Origin of the sequence: Nostoc sp. (assembly GCF_036917465.1) — a bacterium.
Taxonomy (GTDB): domain Bacteria; phylum Cyanobacteriota; class Cyanobacteriia; order Cyanobacteriales; family Nostocaceae; genus Nostoc.
The window spans coordinates 48,186-67,287 of record NZ_JBALDL010000002.1; the positions used below are offsets into that span (position 1 = coordinate 48,186).

Consider the following 19,102-nt stretch of genomic DNA (forward strand, 5'->3'; position numbering starts at 1 on the left):
AACCGTATTGGTTCTACACCTTCTCCTTTGCTACTGGCACAATGCCAAACTTATTTAAACCTGCATCGATTTCTTTAAGTAGTTTAAAATCTTCTTCTGGTAAGGGATATCTACTCAACAAACCCCCATTAACAGCAGGCTGTTTTTCCAAAAAAGAGAAAGCTTGGCGAAACTGATGGGGTTCGGCTTTAATTGGTGAATCAAAGTGACAGGAAATAATCCACTGGAAATTCCAGCTTGCAACTTTCTCAGCCCATTCAATGGTTTCTTGGGGTGCGCGGTTGAGAATCAGCATCTGTAAAATTGGGGCGACAAACAACCGCCCATTACCTCGCAGGGCATCAAACGATCGCGCCCAATCGGGATGCCATTTAAAAGGGTACAATCCAAAATAAGCTTTCCTTGAGCGTTCTGGGGCTTTGAAGGCATCTTGCAATACCTGACTCCATTGGGGTATATGTAGGGCGCTTGGTTGAAAATACAAAGTAAATAGACAGATGCGCTGCCAACCTTTACGGCGATTTACTTCAATGTCTGCAACAATATCAGAAGCCCGATCTTTGGCATGAAATAGTAAGGGATATGGATCTAATAGAACGATCGCAGGTGGGTCTTCTGTGATTGAAAGTACAGAATCTGTTACTAAAAGAGTATGCGATCGCTTGTGAAAAAAAGCAACCTCCGCAAATCGACCAGGGCCAAGCTCGATGGGGCCTAGCATTGCATAATCAAACTCATCAGCGAAGGGTGTTTTGCTACTATCTTCAGGGAGTACCTGAGTCCTTTTTGAGGGTAAACCAAGCCAGCTAAGGGGCAGATTTAGCGGAAAACTCCATTGATGGGGAGCTACAAATACCTGTGCAGTCGGAAAATATCTGGCGAAGGGGCCGACGAAGACTTTGTGTTCTATACCGGAGATAGTCGGCAGGATAATATACTTAACATTACCATGTTCCGCCACCAACTCATTCACAAGTCGGATGCACTCTGGAGTTGGTGCAACAGGCGCATAGATAAGAAAACCGCCAGCTTCGAGTTTAACCACAGTCATGCGAATTGGCACAACTACGTAGAAAATGCCTTGAATCTGGTCAAAATTCCAGATTGTGTCCTTAACCACTTCTTTGCGGATTGTCTGCCGCCTACCATAAGGGTACAGTGGCAAAACAGGCCATAATCTCCATGAAAAATCTTTTGGATGTATCTGTTGTGCATTGACTATGCATTCATCATCAGCCACTCTGCAACCCCCTCTCACTTCCCAACACTGAAATTATTTTTATTTGCTATCCCTGAAGTTGGAGTTTAGCAAATTGTTGAGATAATCATATCAATTCCTAACTCATAATTTGTAATTCGTAATATCTCCGGTATAGTTACTTTCACAATAAAAAATCATGAATAAATATAGAATTTTAAAACCTGAGCAAAGTTACACTTTTAGTCAATACTTTTTGTTACCTAATCCCACAATAGATGTAGTAGCTGAGTTTGAGTACAGCTACGATCGCACAGAGCTAAAATTACCAAGATATTTTGCTGAGGTTAGCTATTTAGAATTTTTACAAAATTACTTGCAGCGCAATATAAAGCTTTTTAACCCGACGGCTGAAATATCAATCAGAGAATTTATGATTGCTCCTATCCTGGCTGAAATCTGCGATCAAACAAAAGCTCAACTATATAGTGAGTATCCAATTAATGTGGATGAAAAGCTCAAAGGTACTTTAGATTATTATTTACATAAATCTAACTCTTTATTAGTGATTGAAGCAAAACAATCAGATATCAGAAGAGGGTTTACACAACTAGCGGTAGAATTAATAGCTCTGGCTCAGTCTCTAGATGAACAATCATCAATTTTATTTGGCGCAGTGACTAATGGAGATGACTGGAAATTTGGTACACTCAATACACAACAAAAGCTAATTACAGAAGATATTAAACTTTATCGTGTTCCTGAAGGTTTAGAGGATTTGGTACGAGTACTAGTAGGCATACTTTCATCTGAGGCTTGATGCAAGTTGAAAAACTTTCACGCTCCAGAATATGGTGATTCACTACTTAACAATGTAGAGTAAGGGAAAAGTTACATTACAAAAGAATAATTTTGCCTATGTCATTGCAAATCAAAATCAACTACCCAGAGACACTTCCAGATGCCTTACAACAGATACAGGAACATATTTGAACAACAAGCTAAATGGGCAATGGCAGTAAAACTGTTTGAAATGAAACGCCTATCTTCTGGTATGGCAGCTGCACTAGTAGATACAGATCGAGTTTCTTTTTTGCTTAATTTGCATCATTATGGAGTGGCTATGATTGATTTAACAGAAGATGAACTTATTGACGATCTAGAGAATGCCTAACACTGAGATAATCGTCATTAATACTGCTCCTCTAATTAGTATAGTAGCGGCTCTTGATGATTTAGACGTATTGCAGCTATATACTCAAGTACTATAGGAATCCGGTTTGATTTTTGAACAAAATTAAGTATATGTAGGGTGTGTTACGGCTTCCGTAACGCACCATTTATAAGGATTTGGTGCGTTACGCTGTCGCTAACACACCCTACATATCTGTTCAGAAATCAAATAGTAGTCCTATAGTTCCTTTTGAAGTTTGTCAGGAATTACTTGCTGGGGGTGTAAGTGGGTTTGCAGTCGCAGAATTTGAGGCCGCAACCTGGCTACAAAAGTGGCAAACTCCACTCAATATTTCACCTCTTTTGCTCAACTCGTTGGATTTAGGGGAAGCATCTGTAATTCAATTACCTTTAACCCAACTAAAAACAAAACAGCGATGAGTCACTATATTTTAAAAGCATCAAAAGAAACCGTTCATCTGGGTGGTTTCTCGCATCTACTAAAACCAGCACTTACTATTAATTCTGGCGATACGGTTGATGTGGAAACTTATACTGGTTATTACGTTTACGACAAAGCACCACCTGAGTTTGTCACACCAGAATTTCTCGATATCTGCCAAAATCTTCTACCAGAACGCAAGATTGCTGGGGGGCCGCATTTACTCACGGGGCCAATTTATGTGCGCGATGCCGAACCAGGGGATGTTTTAGAAGTACAATTAGATGCGATCGCACCTAGTTTACCTGTCGGCTTCAATGCCATTCGTACAGGTTGGGGAGCTTTACCACAGCAGTTTCCTCAACCTGCTTTGAGATTCATTCCTCTAGATTTAGCAAACAATATCGCTGAATTTCCGGCGGGTGCTGGCATAAAAATTCCCCTCAAACCGTTTTTTGGAATTCTGGGTGTCGCTACTCCAGAAACCTCTCGAACTTCTGTCCCACCAGGTTCTTATGGCGGTAATATCGACAACCGGGAATTACAAGCTGGTTCTTGTTTATTTTTGCCGATTTTTGTAAAAGGTGCATTATTTTCTATTGGTGATGGGCATTCTGCACAAGGAGATGGCGAGGTAAATGTCACCGCCATTGAAACTTCTATGAATGGTAGAATTACCCTCAAACTTCGCAAGGATTTACAACTAACAACACCAATCGCCGAAACTCCAACTCATATCATGACAATGGGCTTTGCTCAAACCTTAGATGAAGCCTTAGAACTGGCTTTAAAAAATATGATTGATTTTCTGGAACGCTTTGCAAATTTGTCGCCAGAAGATGCTTATGTATTGTGTAGTTTAGCTGTAAATTTTCACATCACTCAAGTTGTGAACAGTCCTAACAAAGGTGTTCATGGAATGCTACCTAAGTCAATATTTTCTCAGAAAATTAATTTATAATTTACAATCTAGCGACCATTTTTATGTCTAATATCTTTATCCAACTATTGTTAATCGGTTTAGTTTCTGGTATTGCTGGTGGGATGTTTGGTATCGGTGGCGGTGCAATTATGATTCCGGCAATGGTGTTAGTAATTGGTTTAGATCAGAAATTAGCCACAGGAACTTCTGTAGCTGCTCAAATTTTGCCAATCGGCATTTTAGCAGCCTTAGTTTACCATCGCAATGGTAATCTTAATATCAAATATGCCCTGATTATTGCAGTCGGTTTAATCGTGGGTAACTTCTTCGGGGCATTGTTTGCAAATCAGCCGTTTATTAGCAGCGAGTTCATGAAAAAGCTATATGGCATCTTTGTATTAATGATAGGTATTCGTTATCTACTATCAAATTGAACAATTTAATTAAGCTTCAGCAATATTTTTGTTAAGCCATCGCCTAACTTTTCAATAGATTCTTGCTGTTTCGGATCTTTTAAAGTGCCATCATGATTGAAGGCTTCGTAAGCTTTGGGTAATGCGATTTGATCAGGTAGTACCAAAACTTTGATGTTTCCCAAAATAGACCGCAGGTGAACCAACCCGCGCAAACCACCAAGAGCGCCTGGAGAAGCACTCATAATACTAGCAACTTTACCTGCAAAAGCAGCCAATGGCGCTTCATTTGGGGCTGGACGGGATGCCCAGTCGATGGCGTTCTTCAAAACTGCTGTGAGTGAACTGTTATATTCTGGCGAAGCAATCAGCAATCCTTGATGAGAAATCAGCAAATCCTTAAAAGTGCGGGCGTTGGCAGGTAGTCCTTCTTGAGCTTCCAAATCTTCGTCAAACAGAGGTAGGGGCAAATCACGGAGGTCTAGATAAGTCACTTCTGCGCCTGCTGCCTGAGCGCCAGCTGCCGCGATTTTTACCAATTTTTTGTTGTAAGAATCAATCCGGGTGCTGCCAGCAAAGGCGAGGATTTTAGCTGTAGATGCCATAATTCTAAGATTGGATAGTTCAGCTGCATTATCCTGTTTTCAGGCGATCGCTATTTGCCACCTTTAGATTTTCTTTATATATTCCCTCTTAACAGGGGGTGTTGACACCCGCTAATAAAACCTGTATCTTCAAAGTATATACATCAGACAAGGTTTTAAAAGTGTTTCACTCCGAAAATCTAAAATTCGGGCGTGTAGATCACTAACAAAATATTTGGAGATAGCTATGACGACAGTTGTTGCTAAATGGGGAAATAGTTTAGCTATTCGGATTCCAAGAGCGGTAGCTGAACAAGCACATGTAACTGAAGGGACAGGTATGGATCTTACTGTGGAAGGTAACAGTATTATAGCTACACCACGAAAAAGAAAAAAGTATACGCTTGATGAATTGCTTGAAGGTATGACTCCTGATAAATTTCACCCAGAATTTGAAACTGGAAATCCTGTGGGGAATGAGCATTGGTAGTCAATCAATACTTTCCCAAAAGAGGAGACATCATCAAATTAGAATTTGGATCAGAACAGCAGTTTACGGTTGATTCGATTCAGCGTGCATTTGCCCTTTACAACTCAGGAATGTCATTTGATGACATTGCTATGACATTGAACAATGAACTACAACAGGAAGGGCGGGAGCAAAGGGGCTACCGCCCTGCTCTTGTTATATCTCCAGTTCAATACAATCGAAGGGCTTCTTTAGTTTTAACGTGTCCTATAACCAGCAAGGCAAAAGGACTTAGTTTTGAAGTTCCACTTGTTGGAGGAATGCAAACAAAAGGATTTGTGTTAGCTGACCAAATTAAATCATTCTCTTGGAAAAGTAGAAAGGCAAAATTTGTTGAAAGTGTTTCACAGGATTTAATAGAAGAAGTACAGGCAAAGCTCGAAACATTAATTTTATAAAACTAATTTTAAATAAAAAACGATCGCCCCGTTTTAGAAAAGTTTCAAGAATACAAAAAAAGCAGCGAATTTCAATTGTTTTAAAGCATTTTTTCTAAGAACTGCTTGGCGCGATCGCACTTAGGATTTTGGAAAAACTCGCCAGGAGTAGCATCTTCTGCTAAACTTCCTTGCTCGATGAACATAATCCGATTGGCAACTTCTTTGGCAAAGCCCATTTCATGGGTAACGATCGCCATTGTCATCCCAGATAGCGCTAAATCTTTCATCACTTCCAGCACATCCTTAACCATTTCGGGATCTAGTGCAGAGGTGGGTTCATCGAACAAAATCATCTCAGGTTCCATTGCTAATGCCCGCGCGATCGCGACTCGCTGTTTCTGTCCCCCCGATAGTTTGGACGGATAGACAGACACTTTTTCTTCTAAACCTACCTTAGCAAGCAATTCTAAGCCATGTTGTTCTGCTTTTTGCTTGTTTATTCCTTTCACCTTTATGGGTGCGTAGGTGACATTTTGCAGCACATTCATGTGGGGAAACAAATTAAAATGTTGAAATACCATCACCAACTGCTGGCGCACCTTCGCAATGTTTGCCTTAGGCTTAGTAATTTCTTGCTCGTGAAAGTAGATTCTTCCTTTGGTGGGTTGTTCTAGCAAATTTATGCATCGCAAAAAGGTAGACTTACCTGAACCAGAAGGGCCTAGTATAGCAACCACTTCCCCCTGATAAAACTCAGTAGAAATATCTTTTAGTACGTCGAGTTTCCCAAAGGATTTATATAAGAATTCCGTGCGAATTACTACATTATTCACTTTGCCGTAACCTCCTTTCTAAAGCCGATGCACTCAAAGTCATACCCATTACTAAAACATAGTAGATTAATCCGGCAAATAGCAGTGGTTCAAAATAAATATACTTATTTGCACCAACGATTTGAGCGCTGCGTAATATTTCCACCACGCCAATGGTTGACACCAGCGCGGAATCTTTAAGCAATCCGATAGTTTCATTTACCAATGCGGGGAGAATGTTTTTCAATGCTTGGGGCAAAATCACATCCCACATCATCAACCAATAGGGAACACCCATAGACATCGCCGCTTCACTTTGTCCTTTATCCACCGCCTGAATCCCACCCCTGATAGTTTCCGACATATAAGCGCCAGAATTTAGGGTAAAAGTTAATACCCCAGCCTGCAATGCGGAAATGTCATAGCCTGTAAGTTGGGGTGTTGCGTAGTAAACCAATGCCAATTGTAATAGCAAAGGTGTGCCTCGAAAAACAGAAGTGTAGGCATTAGCAACCCAAGTAAGCGGCTTGATGCCGAGAATTTTTAATAGAGATAGGATTGTTCCCCAGACTAACCCCAAGGATACAGATAATAGGGTAAATAACAAAGTTAAAGGGATCCCCCGAAGAATAAAGGGAATCTCAGGGACAATTCTAGTGAAATCAAGATTCAATCCGCTTTTGACAGGAGTTGAGGATACAGGATTGGCGGTATTCTGTGAAAACCATTTGGCGACAAGTTTATTCAACGTGCCATCACCCTTCATTTGTTGAAGGACTTTGTTAAACGGTTCTACAAAAGAAGAACCTTTAGGAAAAGCGATCGCAGATCCACTTGCTTCTTGTGAGGGAATAACATTAAATTCTAAATCTGGGTTAGCTTGGGCGAATCCCTTAGCGACGGTATCCTCAACAATTGCGGCATCAATTCGCCCAGATTTGATTTCTTGAACGACTTCCGGCACTTTATTGAGTTGCTTTAGCTGAATACCCGCAACTTTTTTAGCAATTTTCTGGGCATTTTGTTCTTGTATCGTTCCGAGTTGTACCCCAACCTTTTTGCCTGATAAGTCTTGGGGCTGCTTCAGATTGCTACCTTTAGGAGCGACAATTGTATCTTTAGCTTCGTAATAGATAATTGAAAAATCAATATTTTTCTGACGTTCTGGAGTCGGAGTCATCCCAGCCATTACAAAGTCAGCGCGATTTGCTTGCAGTGCAGGAATTAACCCATTAAAATCAGATTCCATTATTTGAAGTTTAAACCCTAGTTTTTCAGCAAGGGTTTTGGCTATATCTATATCAAAGCCAACGATTTGGCGATCGCCTCCTTTAGTATCATAAAACTCATAAGGGGGATAATCTGGCGAAGTAATCAACGTCAGCGTGTCTTTGCCTAAAGATGAGGCAGCTTTTAGAGAATTACTTTGTCCTGCGATGATGCTGATTCCTACTACTGCTACAACCAGTATCGTTAATAGCCATACTTTTTTTTTCTTCATGAACTTGATAATTATATAAATTCCATAGCTATCAAAATATTTTAGTGTAGCTATAAGTTTTGTGCAGAAGCTTTTGAATCTACATTTGCTTTGTTGTTAAGACTCCTTAAAAATAGACAGGTATGGTTCATAAATAAAAGCTCGGTTACGTTTATTTCCAGTAACTTCTTCAACGATTCCTATATTACATAATTCTCTGACTAGAATGTTAGCGTTAGTATATGATAATTGGGTAAATTCTTGAGCCATTTCTATATTAAAAACTGGCTTGTAATAGAGTTTTTCGAGTAAAGCTATAGCATTCCCTGCCTTCCGATTTCCCATTCGTTCCATTACTGTTTTACGATGTTCTTCTTTTAAATTAACTATTTGACGAGCAACAGTAGATGCTTCTTGGGAAACTTCATATACACCTTTTAAAAAAAACTTAAGCCAGCTTTCCCAGTCACCATTATCCCTGATAGATTGGAGATGATTGTAATATTGCAATCGGTATTTTTTGAAGTAATAAGATATATACAGCAGAGGACGTTTTAATATATTTTTTTCACATAATAAGAGAGTAATTAGTAAGCGTCCTGTTCTTCCATTGCCGTCTTCAAAAGGGTGAATTGTCTCAAACTGAGCATGAGCTAATCCAATTTTAATTAAAGCTGGCATTGGAGCAGAGTCATGTAAAAACTTCTCAAAATTACTTAAAGCTTCTTGCATATCATGGGGTGGAGGTGGAACATAAGTAGCTTCCTTTAAATTACATCTTCCTTCACCAATCCAATTTTGGCTGCGGCGAAATTCTCCTGAACCCTTTTCAGAACCTCGGCCTTCTCTCAATAATTCTTTATGAATTTCACGGATCAATCGCAATGATAAAGGAAAATTATTTTCTAATCTTTCGAGTCCGTGATTAATTGCTGCAATATAATTGACAACTTCGGTTACATCTTGCGGGTTGTCTGGTTCAACTGTACGGGATTCAAACTCAAGGACATCTATCAAAGAAGCTTGTGTTCCTTCTATCTGACTTGATAACACTGCCTCTTTACGAACATACATAAACACGAATAAGTCGGGATTAGGTAAAGCGTCTGTTGATCCATCTAAACGACCTAATGCTCTATCTGCTTGTGATAAAAGTTCTAACATTTCATCATCAATACATAATTTGGGTATAGGCGGTAAAGGATTAGGTATAAAAGCTTTGTATCCAGTAAGCTGTTCTATGTATCTACCTGCTCTATCGGTATCAATCATATTATCGATTTCATTCACAAGAGACAATTTTTCATCCATATTATCAAATACTCTTAATATCAGCAATAAGAATTTTTTTGTGTTTTTACATGATATGATCATGCCTTTGCCATATTCCAACAAACAGCAAGTAAACTGCATGTTCTTTTTGCTCTAGTTCTCTGAACGGTCAATACACTTGCTATAGCTTTGCTATACTTATATGGATATCAGTAATTACTGTAGTAAATAGAACATTAATTTGGGTTCAATGTTCCATCTGTTTTAGTTTTAAATCTGTTATAAATTAAAGAAAGTTAAACTTTTAGCTTTCATTAAATAAACTTCTTTGTTTAGTCGCCTCTAGCAGCTTAACGCTGGCATAAATCGCATCAATATAAGGTGTGGGAATTTGAGTCAGTTTTCCCAATTCTGCCACCGCGCCAACGATCGCGTCTATCTCCGTAGCGCGTCTGGCTTCAATATCTTGTAGCATTGAGGTTTTGTGAGCGCCAACATTTTCAGCCCCGTTAATTCGCTGTTCTAAAGTGATGCCAAACTTTATACCTAGATTTTCCGCGATCGCTTGAGTTTCTGTCATTATAAGCCTTGCTAGTTCACGGGTGAGGGGATAGCGACAAATATGCTCTAAAGTCGCACCAGTCAGCGCACTGATAGGATTAAACGCCACATTCCCCCACAACTTGATCCAAATTTCCGTGCGAATTTGATTGCGGATTGGTGCTTTGAATCCTGCCTGTTTTAAAGCCTGTGCCAATAATTGGATGCGATCGCTTTTACTCCCATCGATTTCACCAAGAGTAAAGCGATCGCCTTCAATATGCTTAATTACACCTGGTTCAATTATCTCAGTTGCTGGGTAAACAACACAACCGATGGCGCGTTCAGCACCGATACTAGTTTCAATAATCCCATCTGGATCAACAGATTGAATCCGCGTACCTTCATACTCACCGCCATGCTTGCGAAAGTACCACCAAGGAACGCCATTTTGGGCTGTCACCACCATTGTATGAGGATTGTAGAGTGCAGGGAGAGAAGGTGCGATCGCAGGTACACTGTGAGCCTTAACAGTTAAAATTACTACATCTTGTGTCCCTGCTGACTGAATATCGCTAGTTGCCAAAATCGGAGTAGCAATTTGGCTAGAACCGTCTGCCATGAGCAACTTCAGCCCATTTTTTTGAATTGCTTCTAAATGAGAACCACGCGCAATCAGCGTCACTGCTTCACCTGCGAGTGCCAGTTTTGCCCCTAAATATCCACCAATCGCACCCGCGCCAACAATACAAATTTTCATTTTGTCAAAAGAATATGAGTCGTGGAAGACGGTATCCAGTTGCTTTTACTTCAAACACCTACACTTTGCATCGCTGATAATAAGTCTTGATGAACAGATTTTGAGGCAGCTACGATCAATCCAGGCAGACTATAGTTTTTACAAGTATGCAGTGGCGGTAAAGTCGAACCATCGAGAGTAGTGACAATCCAACCAGCCTCTTTCGCAATGAAAGCCAGTGCAGCACTATCAATAAATTTACCCGATTTGATGACTGCTCCACTCAAATCGCCACTGAGAATACCATTGAGATTGGGAATTTGAATATCACTAGAGTAATCAGTTGCTATATCGATTACTTTATATCGATCTTTTAGTGAAGGTGCGATCGCATTCATCCCCCATCCCAACAAAATAGCAGGTTTGGCGGATGTTATGTGTAAAGGCGTACAGGCTTCTAAGTTCATCTCCAGCGTCCCTTTAAAAGCACCTTTGCCTCGAAGGGCGTAAAAATAAACATTTTGTCCAGGTGAAATGGCAATTACTGCTTCAAAATCATCCGAATTTAGAATACTGAGAATAATTTGGTAATTAGAATGTCCATCCATGTAAAACTTCGTGCCATCAATCGGGTCGAGTGTGACTAAATAATCACCTTCTGAACCGAGTTCAGTAGCGCGAAAATACTTGGTGTTGTGAGAACTTTCATACTCTTCACCAAAAAAGCGAATCTCTGGAAAAGTGCCTAGTAATACTACTTCTATTAAATTTTGAATCGCCACATCTGCATCAGTAAGTGCAGCACTAAAAAAGTTGTTTGCTTCTTCTTTGGCGGGAAGTGCAGCAATTTTTGGTTGCAGAAAATTGGCATAAGCTGCTGCTACTTTGAGATAAGGGAGTAAAGTCTCTAAAATTAGTCGAGTGGTTGGTGTTGTGGACATGGCAGCAAATTCCTTTCAGAAATAATCTTTCTTTGGCAGGGCGATACAATTCTATATCTAAACAGAATTACGGTATTATTTGGATAAAATGATATCACCTAATTACTCTGAACTATTTATAGTAAATAAAAGGGTTTAAGAACCCAACCATAAAGGTAGCCCCAGTTTCAGTTAGGGTTTAAATTCCCGTCTGAAATTGGTTTGAATTTTGAATTTTGAATTTTGAATTGTTAAAGGTTTGTTATCCAAAGCTTGTAGAGATGCGAAATTTCGCATCTCTACAACCCAGCGCTATGCTAAAGCGCCAACTACCAAGAATATTTATCGATCAACCAATTAATTTCTGCCAGCTAACAGGCCCAAGAATGCCATCAGCATCTAAACCATTTTGCTTTTGAAAGTTCTTGACTATAACCTCTGTTTGCGGCCCGTAAACGCCATCACTCTCAACACCTAAACGGTATTGCAAATATCTAACAACTGCACCACCAGCATGATTTGGTCTGATAATTCGTTTTGCCAAAATTAGATTTATGGCATTCCATGTAGTTGCATCAGCAATTCCAGTTGTCTGAACTGCGACAATAGTCTGAAATTTTTCTACAGCAGATTTGGTGCTAGCCCCAGTGAAGCCATCTTCCACCAACGCCTTACCATTTTTATCGGTTATTTTGAGTCTATTTAAGGCTTTTTGCAGTCTGAGAACAGTTGTATCTACATTCTCCTCTTCATCTGGCACAGGGTTAACAGGAGTAGTTGGCACTTTCCCAGTTAAGCCTTTGACAATCGCATTAGCCATTGCTTCTGGATTAAAAAGATTCATATCTTTTTGCGAATCGACGAAGCAACCTTCTACAAGAATCGCCGGCATATTTGTATTTTTCAGAACATACAAGTGGGAGCCACTTTTAACACCACGATTAAAAAAGCCCAATTTGACGATTTCATCTAATACAGGTTTAGCTATTTGTCTCCCTGTTTCGCTAGTTGCATATACTTCTGTGCCATTAGCTTGTGCATTAAAACAGTTAAAATGAATCGAGACGTAAATATCTACTTTACTCCCATTTGCTGTAGAACACCTTTTTGAGAGTGAGTCACGAACTGTACTAGCACTACTCGGTCTACATACTACAACTTCATTGCCTAAAGCTCTTAACTTGGCTATAACTCTATTACCTACATCAAGAGTTAAATTATCCTCAAATCTAATCCCACTCGCTCCTGTATCTGGTGGACAATTGTGTCCGCTATCAATTCCAAATTTCATGATTTTATCCTCAACTTACTTATTTTTACACTAGTTCCAAACTCTTTCAAGTTTATAGAAAAAGTTTTGTTGATAACATTGTTGAAATACTTGTTAGCAATGTCTGCATTCTTTTAAGCATTACTACGCTGGTAAACAAAACAAGTTTTTGTGCGAGCCTGAACAGTAAACTTTATGTGGTAAAATTTACCAATTTACAGATATGCTGTAGCCAAAAACACAATCATTATAATTTATAAAAATCTAAAATAACAAGTTAATTTTTGCAATCAACTTAAATGCATCTATTGCCTCCCTTATTCAGATAATAACGCTTTAGAAAAGTATAAAGCCATGAAAAGTATACCTAGTAGGTCACGGCGGAAATAAGCTACCCATTTAAAATCGCTATAAATCTTACAAAATCAGCGTTCTTTCTTTTTACTTTTGCCTTTTTGTACTAGTTAGATACCCAAATCCCTAAGCCAGAGGTACCTCCTGATGTTAACGTGGGGTTATAGAGTCGTAAACAAACACATCGCCAGTGTTTTGCAATCAAAATATCCCAAAGGCATTAGTGATGGTGAAGTTCTAGCTACCTCAAGGAATTATTGACCAGAATTTGTGGGTAGATATTTAACAATCAGCCTGAAAGCACGTTTAAGATTTAAGTAAAGAAATATTTCGTAGCTTACAGGCATGAAACGCATCGTCTTGGTTGCTGGGTTTGAATCATTCAACGCTGACTTGTACAGGAAAGCAGCTTTTTTGGCTAACTCTCGCTGTCCTGAGTTGGATATTAGGGTATTTAGCGATCGCAATCTTACCAGTCAACGCGCTGAGGTAGAAGTAGCCCTTGATGGCGCTGATGTGTTTTTCGGTAGCCTCCTATTCGATTATGACCAAGTTGTGTGGTTGCGCGATCGCATTTCCCAAATTCCCATCCGTCTAGTCTTTGAGTCAGCCTTAGAATTGATGAGTTTAACTAAGTTGGGTGATTTTGCCATTGGCGACAAGCCCAAAGGAATGCCCAAACCAGTTAAATTTATCCTCGACAAATTTAGCAACGGACGAGAAGAAGACAAACTCGCTGGTTACATCAGCTTCTTAAAAATCGGCCCCAAACTACTGAAATACGTCCCAGTGCAAAAAGTCCAAGATTTACGCAACTGGTTAATTATCTATGGTTATTGGAATGCTGGCGGTTCCGAAAACGTCGCTTCATTATTCTGGACACTAGCAGAAAAATATTTAGGTTTAAAAGTCGGCGACATTCCCCCGCTAATTGAAACCCCCAACATCGGATTACTCCATCCCGACTATCAAGGGTTTTTTGAATCGCCAAAGGCATACCTAGAATGGTATGAGAAGATCCCCCCTAGCCCCCCTTACAAAGGGGGGAATATTAGCCCCCCTTTTCAAGGGGGGTTGGGGGGATCTAAACGTAAAAATCCCGTTGTGGGGATTCTCCTTTACCGTAAACACGTCATTACCAAACAACCCTACATTCCCCAACTGATTCGCAGTTTTGAATCAGCCGGGTTAACTCCTTTGCCCATTTTTATCAACGGCGTAGAAGGGCACGTGGCGGTACGAGATTTGATGACAACCGACTATGAAATTCAGCAACGACAACTAGGTAATATAGAAACAGCCTCACTTTCTAGTGAAGCAGTTAAAGTAGATGCGATCGTTTCCACAATTGGCTTTCCTCTGGTGGGTGGCCCGGCCGGTTCAATGGAAGCTGGCCGTCAGGTGGAAGTAGCAAAGCGCATTCTCACTGCCAAAAATGTACCTTATATTGTTGCTGCACCATTATTAATTCAAGATATTCACTCGTGGACGCGCCAAGGTATCGGCGGATTGCAAAGTGTTGTGTTGTACGCCTTACCAGAATTGGATGGGGCTATTGATACCGTTCCTCTCGGTGGTTTGGTGGGCGAAAATATTTATCTGGTTCCCGAACGGGTACAGCGATTAATTGGTAGAGTAAAAAGTTGGGTGGCTTTGCGGCAAAAACCTGCATCGGAACGCAAGATTGCCATTATTTTATATGGGTTTCCTCCAGGTTATGGTGCTGTGGGGACGGCTGCATTATTAAATGTGCCGCGTAGTTTATTGAAGTTTCTCCACGGACTTAAAGAACAAGGTTATACCGTCGGAGATTTACCGGATGATGGGGAAGAATTGATTCGCTGGGTGAAAGAGGCGGATGAATCTTTTGATGATCCAAAAAATATCCCTGCATCTGTTAATGTTCGTACCTTAGAAAAATGGTTGGGATATCTGCAAACTTCCCGTATCAAAAAACAATGGAAATCTCTGACGGGAACTGGTATTAAAACTTATGGCGATGAATTTCAGATTGGTGGTGTGCAATTAGGCAATGTGTGGATAGGTGTACAACCACCTTTGGGAATACAAGGCGACCCGATGCGCTTAATGTTTGAACGAGATTTAACGCCTCATCCGCAATATGTAGCTTATTATAAATGGCTGCAAAATGAGTTTAAAGCTGATGCTTTAGTTCATTTTGGAATGCATGGGACGGTGGAATGGTTGCCTGGTTCTCCGTTGGGGAATACGGGTTATTCTTGGTCGGATATTCTGTTAGGAAATCTGCCGAATCTATATATATATGCGGCGAATAATCCGTCTGAGTCGATGTTGGCGAAACGTCGCGGTTATGGTGTGTTGATTTCTCATAATGTACCTCCTTATGGACGGGCAGGTTTGTATAAGGAGTTGGTGGCGTTGCGTGATTTGATTTCGGAGTATCGGGAAGATCCGCAAAAGAATTATGTTTTGAAGGAAGGGATTTGTAAAAAGATTGTGGACTCTGGATTGGATGCTGATTGTCCGTTTGAGGATGCTAAACGGTTGGGGATTGCGTTTACTCCTGAGAATGTGCGGATGTTTAGTGTTCATGCTTTTGATGATTATTTGGTGGTGTTGTATGAATATTTGCAGGTTTTAGAGAATCGGTTGTTTTCTTCGGGGTTGCATACTTTGGGGGAAAGGCCGAGTGAGGAGGAGTTGGGGGCGTATTTGGAGGCTTATTTTGGAGACGAACCGCCAAGACGCCAAGAACGCCAAGAGGAAGAAAAGCTAATTACAGATTTGTTGATGCAATCTACGGATGAGTTAACAAATCTATTGCGGGGGTTGAATGGGGAATATATTCCGCCTGCGCCTGGTGGGGATTTGTTGCGGGATGGGGCTGGTGTTTTGCCGACTGGGAGGAATATTCATGCTTTAGATCCTTATCGGATGCCTTCGCCTGCGGCATACCAACGGGGACGGGAAATTGCCAAAAAAATTATTGTTCAGCATTTGGATGAGTGTGGGAAATATCCTGAAACGGTGGCGGTGATGTTATGGGGATTGGATGCGATTAAAACTAAGGGTGAATCTCTGGGGATTTTGTTGGAGTTGGTGGGGGCTGAACCTGTTAAGGAAGGAACTGGTAGAGTTGTTCGTTATGAGTTGAAGCCGTTGGCGGCGGTTGGACATCCCCGCATTGATGTGTTGGGTAATTTGTCTGGGATTTTTCGAGATAGTTTTGTCAATATTATCGAATTGTTGGATGATTTGTTTCAACGGGCGGCTGATGCTGATGAACCGGATGATCAGAATTTTATTAGAAGACATTCTTTAGCTTTAAAAGCCCAAGGTGTAGAGAATGCATCGGCGAGATTGTTTTCTAATCCGGCGGGTGATTTTGGTTCTTTGGTAAACGATCGCGTGGTTGATGGAAATTGGGAATCTGGTGAGGAGTTGGGGAATACTTGGCAAAGTCGCAATGTATTCAGCTACGGGAGAGAGGATAAGGGTCAAGCTAGACCGGAAGTTTTGAATACTTTGTTAAAAACTAGCGATCGCATTGTTCAAGAAATCGATTCGGTAGAATATGGTTTAACTGATATTCAAGAATATTACGCTAATACGGGTGGTTTGAAAAGGGCGGCAGAAAAACAAAGCGGTAAGAAGGTGACAACTAGCTTTGTGGAAAGTTTCTCGAAGGATACTACACCCCGCAATTTAGATGATTTGCTGCGAATGGAGTATCGCACTAAGTTGGTAAATCCCAAATGGGCGCAAGCAATGGCGAATCAAGGTTCTGGTGGTGCTTTTGAAATTTCCCAACGGATGACGGCGTTGATTGGTTGGGGTGGTACTGCCGATTTTACCGATAATTGGGTTTATGAGCAAGCGGCTGATACTTATGCGTTAGATGCAGAGATGGCGGATAAATTACGTCAGGCAAATCCTGAAGCTTTTCGCAATATTTTAGGGAGAATGTTGGAGGCGCATGGGCGGGGTTTCTGGGAAGCTGATGATGATAAGTTAAATAAGTTGCGCCAATTATATGAGTTGACAGATGAGGAGTTGGAAGGGGTGACGGTTTAGTAAATAGGGATATAAGTTTCCATCCATACTATAGAGGAAGAGTTTCTAGATGCGATCGCGCAGAAGTAATCAACTACGAAAAATCAAGGCAACATATTTTGATAAGCAAGCAGAAACCGACACTGAAGCCACTAGATCAAAAACAAATTCTGGCTTAATATCTTAGTTATACAAGGTAAAATATAAACTTTGGTTCTGAAGCATCCAACAATGGAAAACTCTTTCACTGCTGTATTTGAAAAGATAGATGATTGGTATATTGGCTACGTCCAGGAGTTACCCGGTGCTAATGTACAAGAGAGAACTCTGGAAGAAGCTAGAGAAAGTCTACGGGAAGCGATAGAGTTGATTCTAATATCCAATCGTGAACTCGCAGAGCAACAACTCTCTGGTAAAGATGTCGTCCGTGAACAGATTACTGTCAAATTATAGTGAAAAGACGTGAATTGATTCGCCATTTGGAAAAGAACGGCTGTTTATTTCTTCGAGAGGGTGGAAGGCATACGATTTATTACAATCCATCAAACAATAGAACCTCCGCAGTTCCAAGACATATTGAGATTGTTGATATTCTAGCTATCAAGATTTGCAAAGATTTGGAGATTTCCCCACCCTAGTGTTGTAAATGAAGCGTAAAGCCTTCTCTTGTCCTTCCGTTCGGGACGCTGCGCGTAGCTTGCTTCCACGAAGTGGTACAAAAACGCACTCACGTTCGAGAGGCTTCTCTTTCAGAGACACTAACGCGTAGCTTGCTTCTCCGTAGGAGTACGCCTTCGGCATAGCTTCTCTTCTTAGGCTGCGCCAACGCTTAAAGCGGTAACGTCTCGTAAGAAAAAAAGCGTAGCTTTGAGGTTCTTATTTTTGATTTATGTAAAAGGTATTATCTCAGACAACAAGCAAAAGCGATGTCTACGACGGGCTACGCCTACACTATTACGCTTGAGGCTGTAAAAACTTAAACCTTTGCAGCTAATGTTACTTCATGTATAAGAAAGGCTTAAGTTTTTCTTACAAATGTATAAGCCATTGCAGCAAGCGCTTAATACTTTGCAACAAATGCTTTTCCATGTATAAGAAAGGCTTAAGTTTTTCTTGCAAATGTATAAGTCGTTGCTGCAATTGTTTAATGCTGTGCAACAAATGTTCTTCTATGTATAAGAAAGGCTTAAATCATTGCAGCAATTGTTGTAACAAACTTATAAATTTATTTACTACCTTGAATAAAATATAGTCTAAGTGAAATTAACTAAATTTTGAGAAATGTAATTGCAACTGATTTGCTATATTTTCCCATGACAATTAGAAATAAATTGGTATAAAACAGTACTATCAACTTAGTAGCAGTGATGTATTATGGCACGTCGTAAAAGAAATTCCACCGCTTTAGAAGGAGCCGATCGCCGGATTGAAAGTTTACAATCTATCAGTGTAGAACTTGACTTTGGCCAAGGATTGACTATACAAGCTTACACCATGACAATTAACGATCTCCGGTCTAAGCTTGCTGCCTACAACACTGCATTATCTACCATTGACAAACTTACAGATGACGTGAATAACGCCGAAAAGGTTGTAATAGCGATGTCAGAACAAATGTTACTAGGAGTTGGCAGCCGTTACGGTAAAACCAGCCCAGAATACGAGATGGCGGGTGGTGCTAGACGAGGTAATACTAAAAAGAAGCAAAGCGTACTAGGCAATTCCAAAGTCACCAATTCTTTAGCAGCCGATTCCGTTGAGGTTTATTCTGCAAATGGATCTATGAATGGAGTATCGGGTGCGATCGCAAGTTGAGTAAAATCTAATAGGTTTTAGTGTCAACTTAAGCTCAAACACTCGATTTACCCTGGTTTGAGATCCCCCTAAATCCCCCTTAAAAAGGGGGACTTTGATTCCGGTTCCCCCCTTTGTTAAGGGGGGTTAGGGGGGATCTAAAAGTGACCAAAGTTACAGCAAAAAACTTTTCAAACAACCTCTTAGAAAGCTACGGTGTACAGAGATGTGTTGTACAAACCCAA

The 19,102-nt window shown here is 40.4% G+C and carries 18 protein-coding genes and 1 pseudogene; 11 read left to right on the top strand and 8 right to left on the bottom strand.

Features of this window, described 5'->3' with window-relative positions:
* Positions 1 to 13 precede the first annotated feature (13 nt).
* Complete coding sequence (locus V7K38_RS00300) at positions 14 to 1,240, bottom strand: DUF4336 domain-containing protein (protein WP_334854723.1); 1,227 nt, start codon at positions 1,238 to 1,240, stop codon at positions 14 to 16.
* Positions 1,241 to 1,397: 157 nt separating this feature from the next.
* Between V7K38_RS00300 and V7K38_RS00305 the strand changes: the two genes are divergently transcribed.
* The 5 genes and pseudogenes from V7K38_RS00305 to V7K38_RS00325 all read left to right on the top strand — a co-directional run bounded on the left by V7K38_RS00305 (position 1,398) and on the right by V7K38_RS00325 (position 4,169).
* Positions 1,398 to 2,018 carry a hypothetical protein gene (locus tag V7K38_RS00305; RefSeq protein WP_334854724.1) on the top strand — a complete coding sequence of 207 codons (621 nt, stop codon included), beginning with the start codon at positions 1,398 to 1,400 and terminating at the stop codon, positions 2,016 to 2,018.
* A gap of 98 nt (positions 2,019 to 2,116) precedes the next feature.
* A pseudogene (locus V7K38_RS00310) lies at positions 2,117 to 2,372 on the top strand (UPF0175 family protein).
* Positions 2,373 to 2,551: 179 nt separating this feature from the next.
* Positions 2,552 to 2,812, top strand: coding sequence for a hypothetical protein (locus V7K38_RS00315; protein ID WP_334854725.1), 261 nt, complete (start codon positions 2,552 to 2,554; stop codon positions 2,810 to 2,812).
* Positions 2,809 to 3,774: an acetamidase/formamidase family protein gene (locus V7K38_RS00320; RefSeq protein ID WP_334854726.1), complete on the top strand. Its 966-nt coding sequence runs from the start codon at positions 2,809 to 2,811 to the stop codon at positions 3,772 to 3,774. The genes V7K38_RS00315 and V7K38_RS00320 overlap by 4 nt, the downstream gene beginning before the upstream one ends.
* Positions 3,775 to 3,797: 23 nt before the next feature.
* A complete protein-coding gene (locus V7K38_RS00325; RefSeq protein WP_334854727.1) occupies positions 3,798 to 4,169 on the top strand; it encodes a TSUP family transporter in 372 nt (123 codons plus the stop codon).
* A gap of 5 nt (positions 4,170 to 4,174) precedes the next feature.
* Here V7K38_RS00325 and V7K38_RS00330 read toward each other — a convergent pair whose 3' ends face one another.
* Positions 4,175 to 4,753 carry an NADPH-dependent FMN reductase gene (locus tag V7K38_RS00330; protein WP_334854728.1) on the bottom strand — a complete coding sequence of 193 codons (579 nt, stop codon included), beginning with the start codon at positions 4,751 to 4,753 and terminating at the stop codon, positions 4,175 to 4,177.
* A gap of 226 nt (positions 4,754 to 4,979) precedes the next feature.
* Here V7K38_RS00330 and V7K38_RS00335 point away from each other — a divergent pair, with 226 nt between their 5' ends.
* Positions 4,980 to 5,222, top strand: coding sequence for an AbrB/MazE/SpoVT family DNA-binding domain-containing protein (locus V7K38_RS00335; RefSeq protein ID WP_334854729.1), 243 nt, complete (start codon positions 4,980 to 4,982; stop codon positions 5,220 to 5,222).
* Positions 5,216 to 5,659, top strand: coding sequence for a type II toxin-antitoxin system PemK/MazF family toxin (locus V7K38_RS00340; protein WP_334854730.1), 444 nt, complete (start codon positions 5,216 to 5,218; stop codon positions 5,657 to 5,659). Before V7K38_RS00335 ends, V7K38_RS00340 begins: the two co-directional genes overlap by 7 nt.
* 80 nt (positions 5,660 to 5,739) lie before the next feature.
* On the opposite strand, the gene V7K38_RS00345 is transcribed toward V7K38_RS00340, so the two are convergent.
* The 6 genes from V7K38_RS00345 to V7K38_RS00370 all read right to left on the bottom strand — a co-directional run bounded on the left by V7K38_RS00345 (position 5,740) and on the right by V7K38_RS00370 (position 12,695).
* Positions 5,740 to 6,474, bottom strand: coding sequence for an amino acid ABC transporter ATP-binding protein (locus tag V7K38_RS00345; protein WP_334854731.1), 735 nt, complete (start codon positions 6,472 to 6,474; stop codon positions 5,740 to 5,742).
* Positions 6,467 to 7,954: an ABC transporter permease subunit gene (locus V7K38_RS00350; protein WP_334854732.1), complete on the bottom strand. Its 1,488-nt coding sequence runs from the start codon at positions 7,952 to 7,954 to the stop codon at positions 6,467 to 6,469. The genes V7K38_RS00345 and V7K38_RS00350 overlap by 8 nt, the downstream gene beginning before the upstream one ends.
* A gap of 96 nt (positions 7,955 to 8,050) precedes the next feature.
* Positions 8,051 to 9,244 (bottom strand): Fic family protein, encoded by a 1,194-nt coding sequence (locus V7K38_RS00355; RefSeq protein ID WP_334854733.1) that lies wholly within the window; start codon positions 9,242 to 9,244, stop codon positions 8,051 to 8,053.
* Between the two features lie 265 nt (positions 9,245 to 9,509).
* The gene (locus tag V7K38_RS00360) at positions 9,510 to 10,505 is read right to left on the bottom strand and encodes a 2-dehydropantoate 2-reductase (protein ID WP_334854734.1); all 996 of its coding nucleotides are present in this window, start codon (positions 10,503 to 10,505) and stop codon (positions 9,510 to 9,512) included.
* A 50-nt stretch (positions 10,506 to 10,555) separates the two neighbouring features.
* Positions 10,556 to 11,425 (bottom strand): inositol monophosphatase family protein, encoded by an 870-nt coding sequence (locus tag V7K38_RS00365; protein ID WP_334854735.1) that lies wholly within the window; start codon positions 11,423 to 11,425, stop codon positions 10,556 to 10,558.
* Between the two features lie 328 nt (positions 11,426 to 11,753).
* Positions 11,754 to 12,695, bottom strand: coding sequence for an N-acetylmuramoyl-L-alanine amidase (locus V7K38_RS00370; RefSeq protein ID WP_334854736.1), 942 nt, complete (start codon positions 12,693 to 12,695; stop codon positions 11,754 to 11,756).
* Between the two features lie 678 nt (positions 12,696 to 13,373).
* Here V7K38_RS00370 and bchH point away from each other — a divergent pair.
* The 4 genes from bchH to V7K38_RS00390 all read left to right on the top strand — a co-directional run bounded on the left by bchH (position 13,374) and on the right by V7K38_RS00390 (position 18,878).
* Positions 13,374 to 17,084: a magnesium chelatase subunit H gene (gene bchH / locus V7K38_RS00375; protein WP_334854737.1), complete on the top strand. Its 3,711-nt coding sequence runs from the start codon at positions 13,374 to 13,376 to the stop codon at positions 17,082 to 17,084.
* Positions 17,085 to 17,294: 210 nt separating this feature from the next.
* Positions 17,295 to 17,516, top strand: coding sequence for a type II toxin-antitoxin system HicB family antitoxin (locus tag V7K38_RS00380; protein WP_114082620.1), 222 nt, complete (start codon positions 17,295 to 17,297; stop codon positions 17,514 to 17,516).
* Positions 17,516 to 17,701, top strand: coding sequence for a type II toxin-antitoxin system HicA family toxin (locus V7K38_RS00385; RefSeq protein WP_334854739.1), 186 nt, complete (start codon positions 17,516 to 17,518; stop codon positions 17,699 to 17,701). Before V7K38_RS00380 ends, V7K38_RS00385 begins: the two co-directional genes overlap by 1 nt.
* Positions 17,702 to 18,437: 736 nt before the next feature.
* Positions 18,438 to 18,878: a hypothetical protein gene (locus V7K38_RS00390; protein WP_334854740.1), complete on the top strand. Its 441-nt coding sequence runs from the start codon at positions 18,438 to 18,440 to the stop codon at positions 18,876 to 18,878.
* Positions 18,879 to 19,102 lie beyond the last annotated feature (224 nt).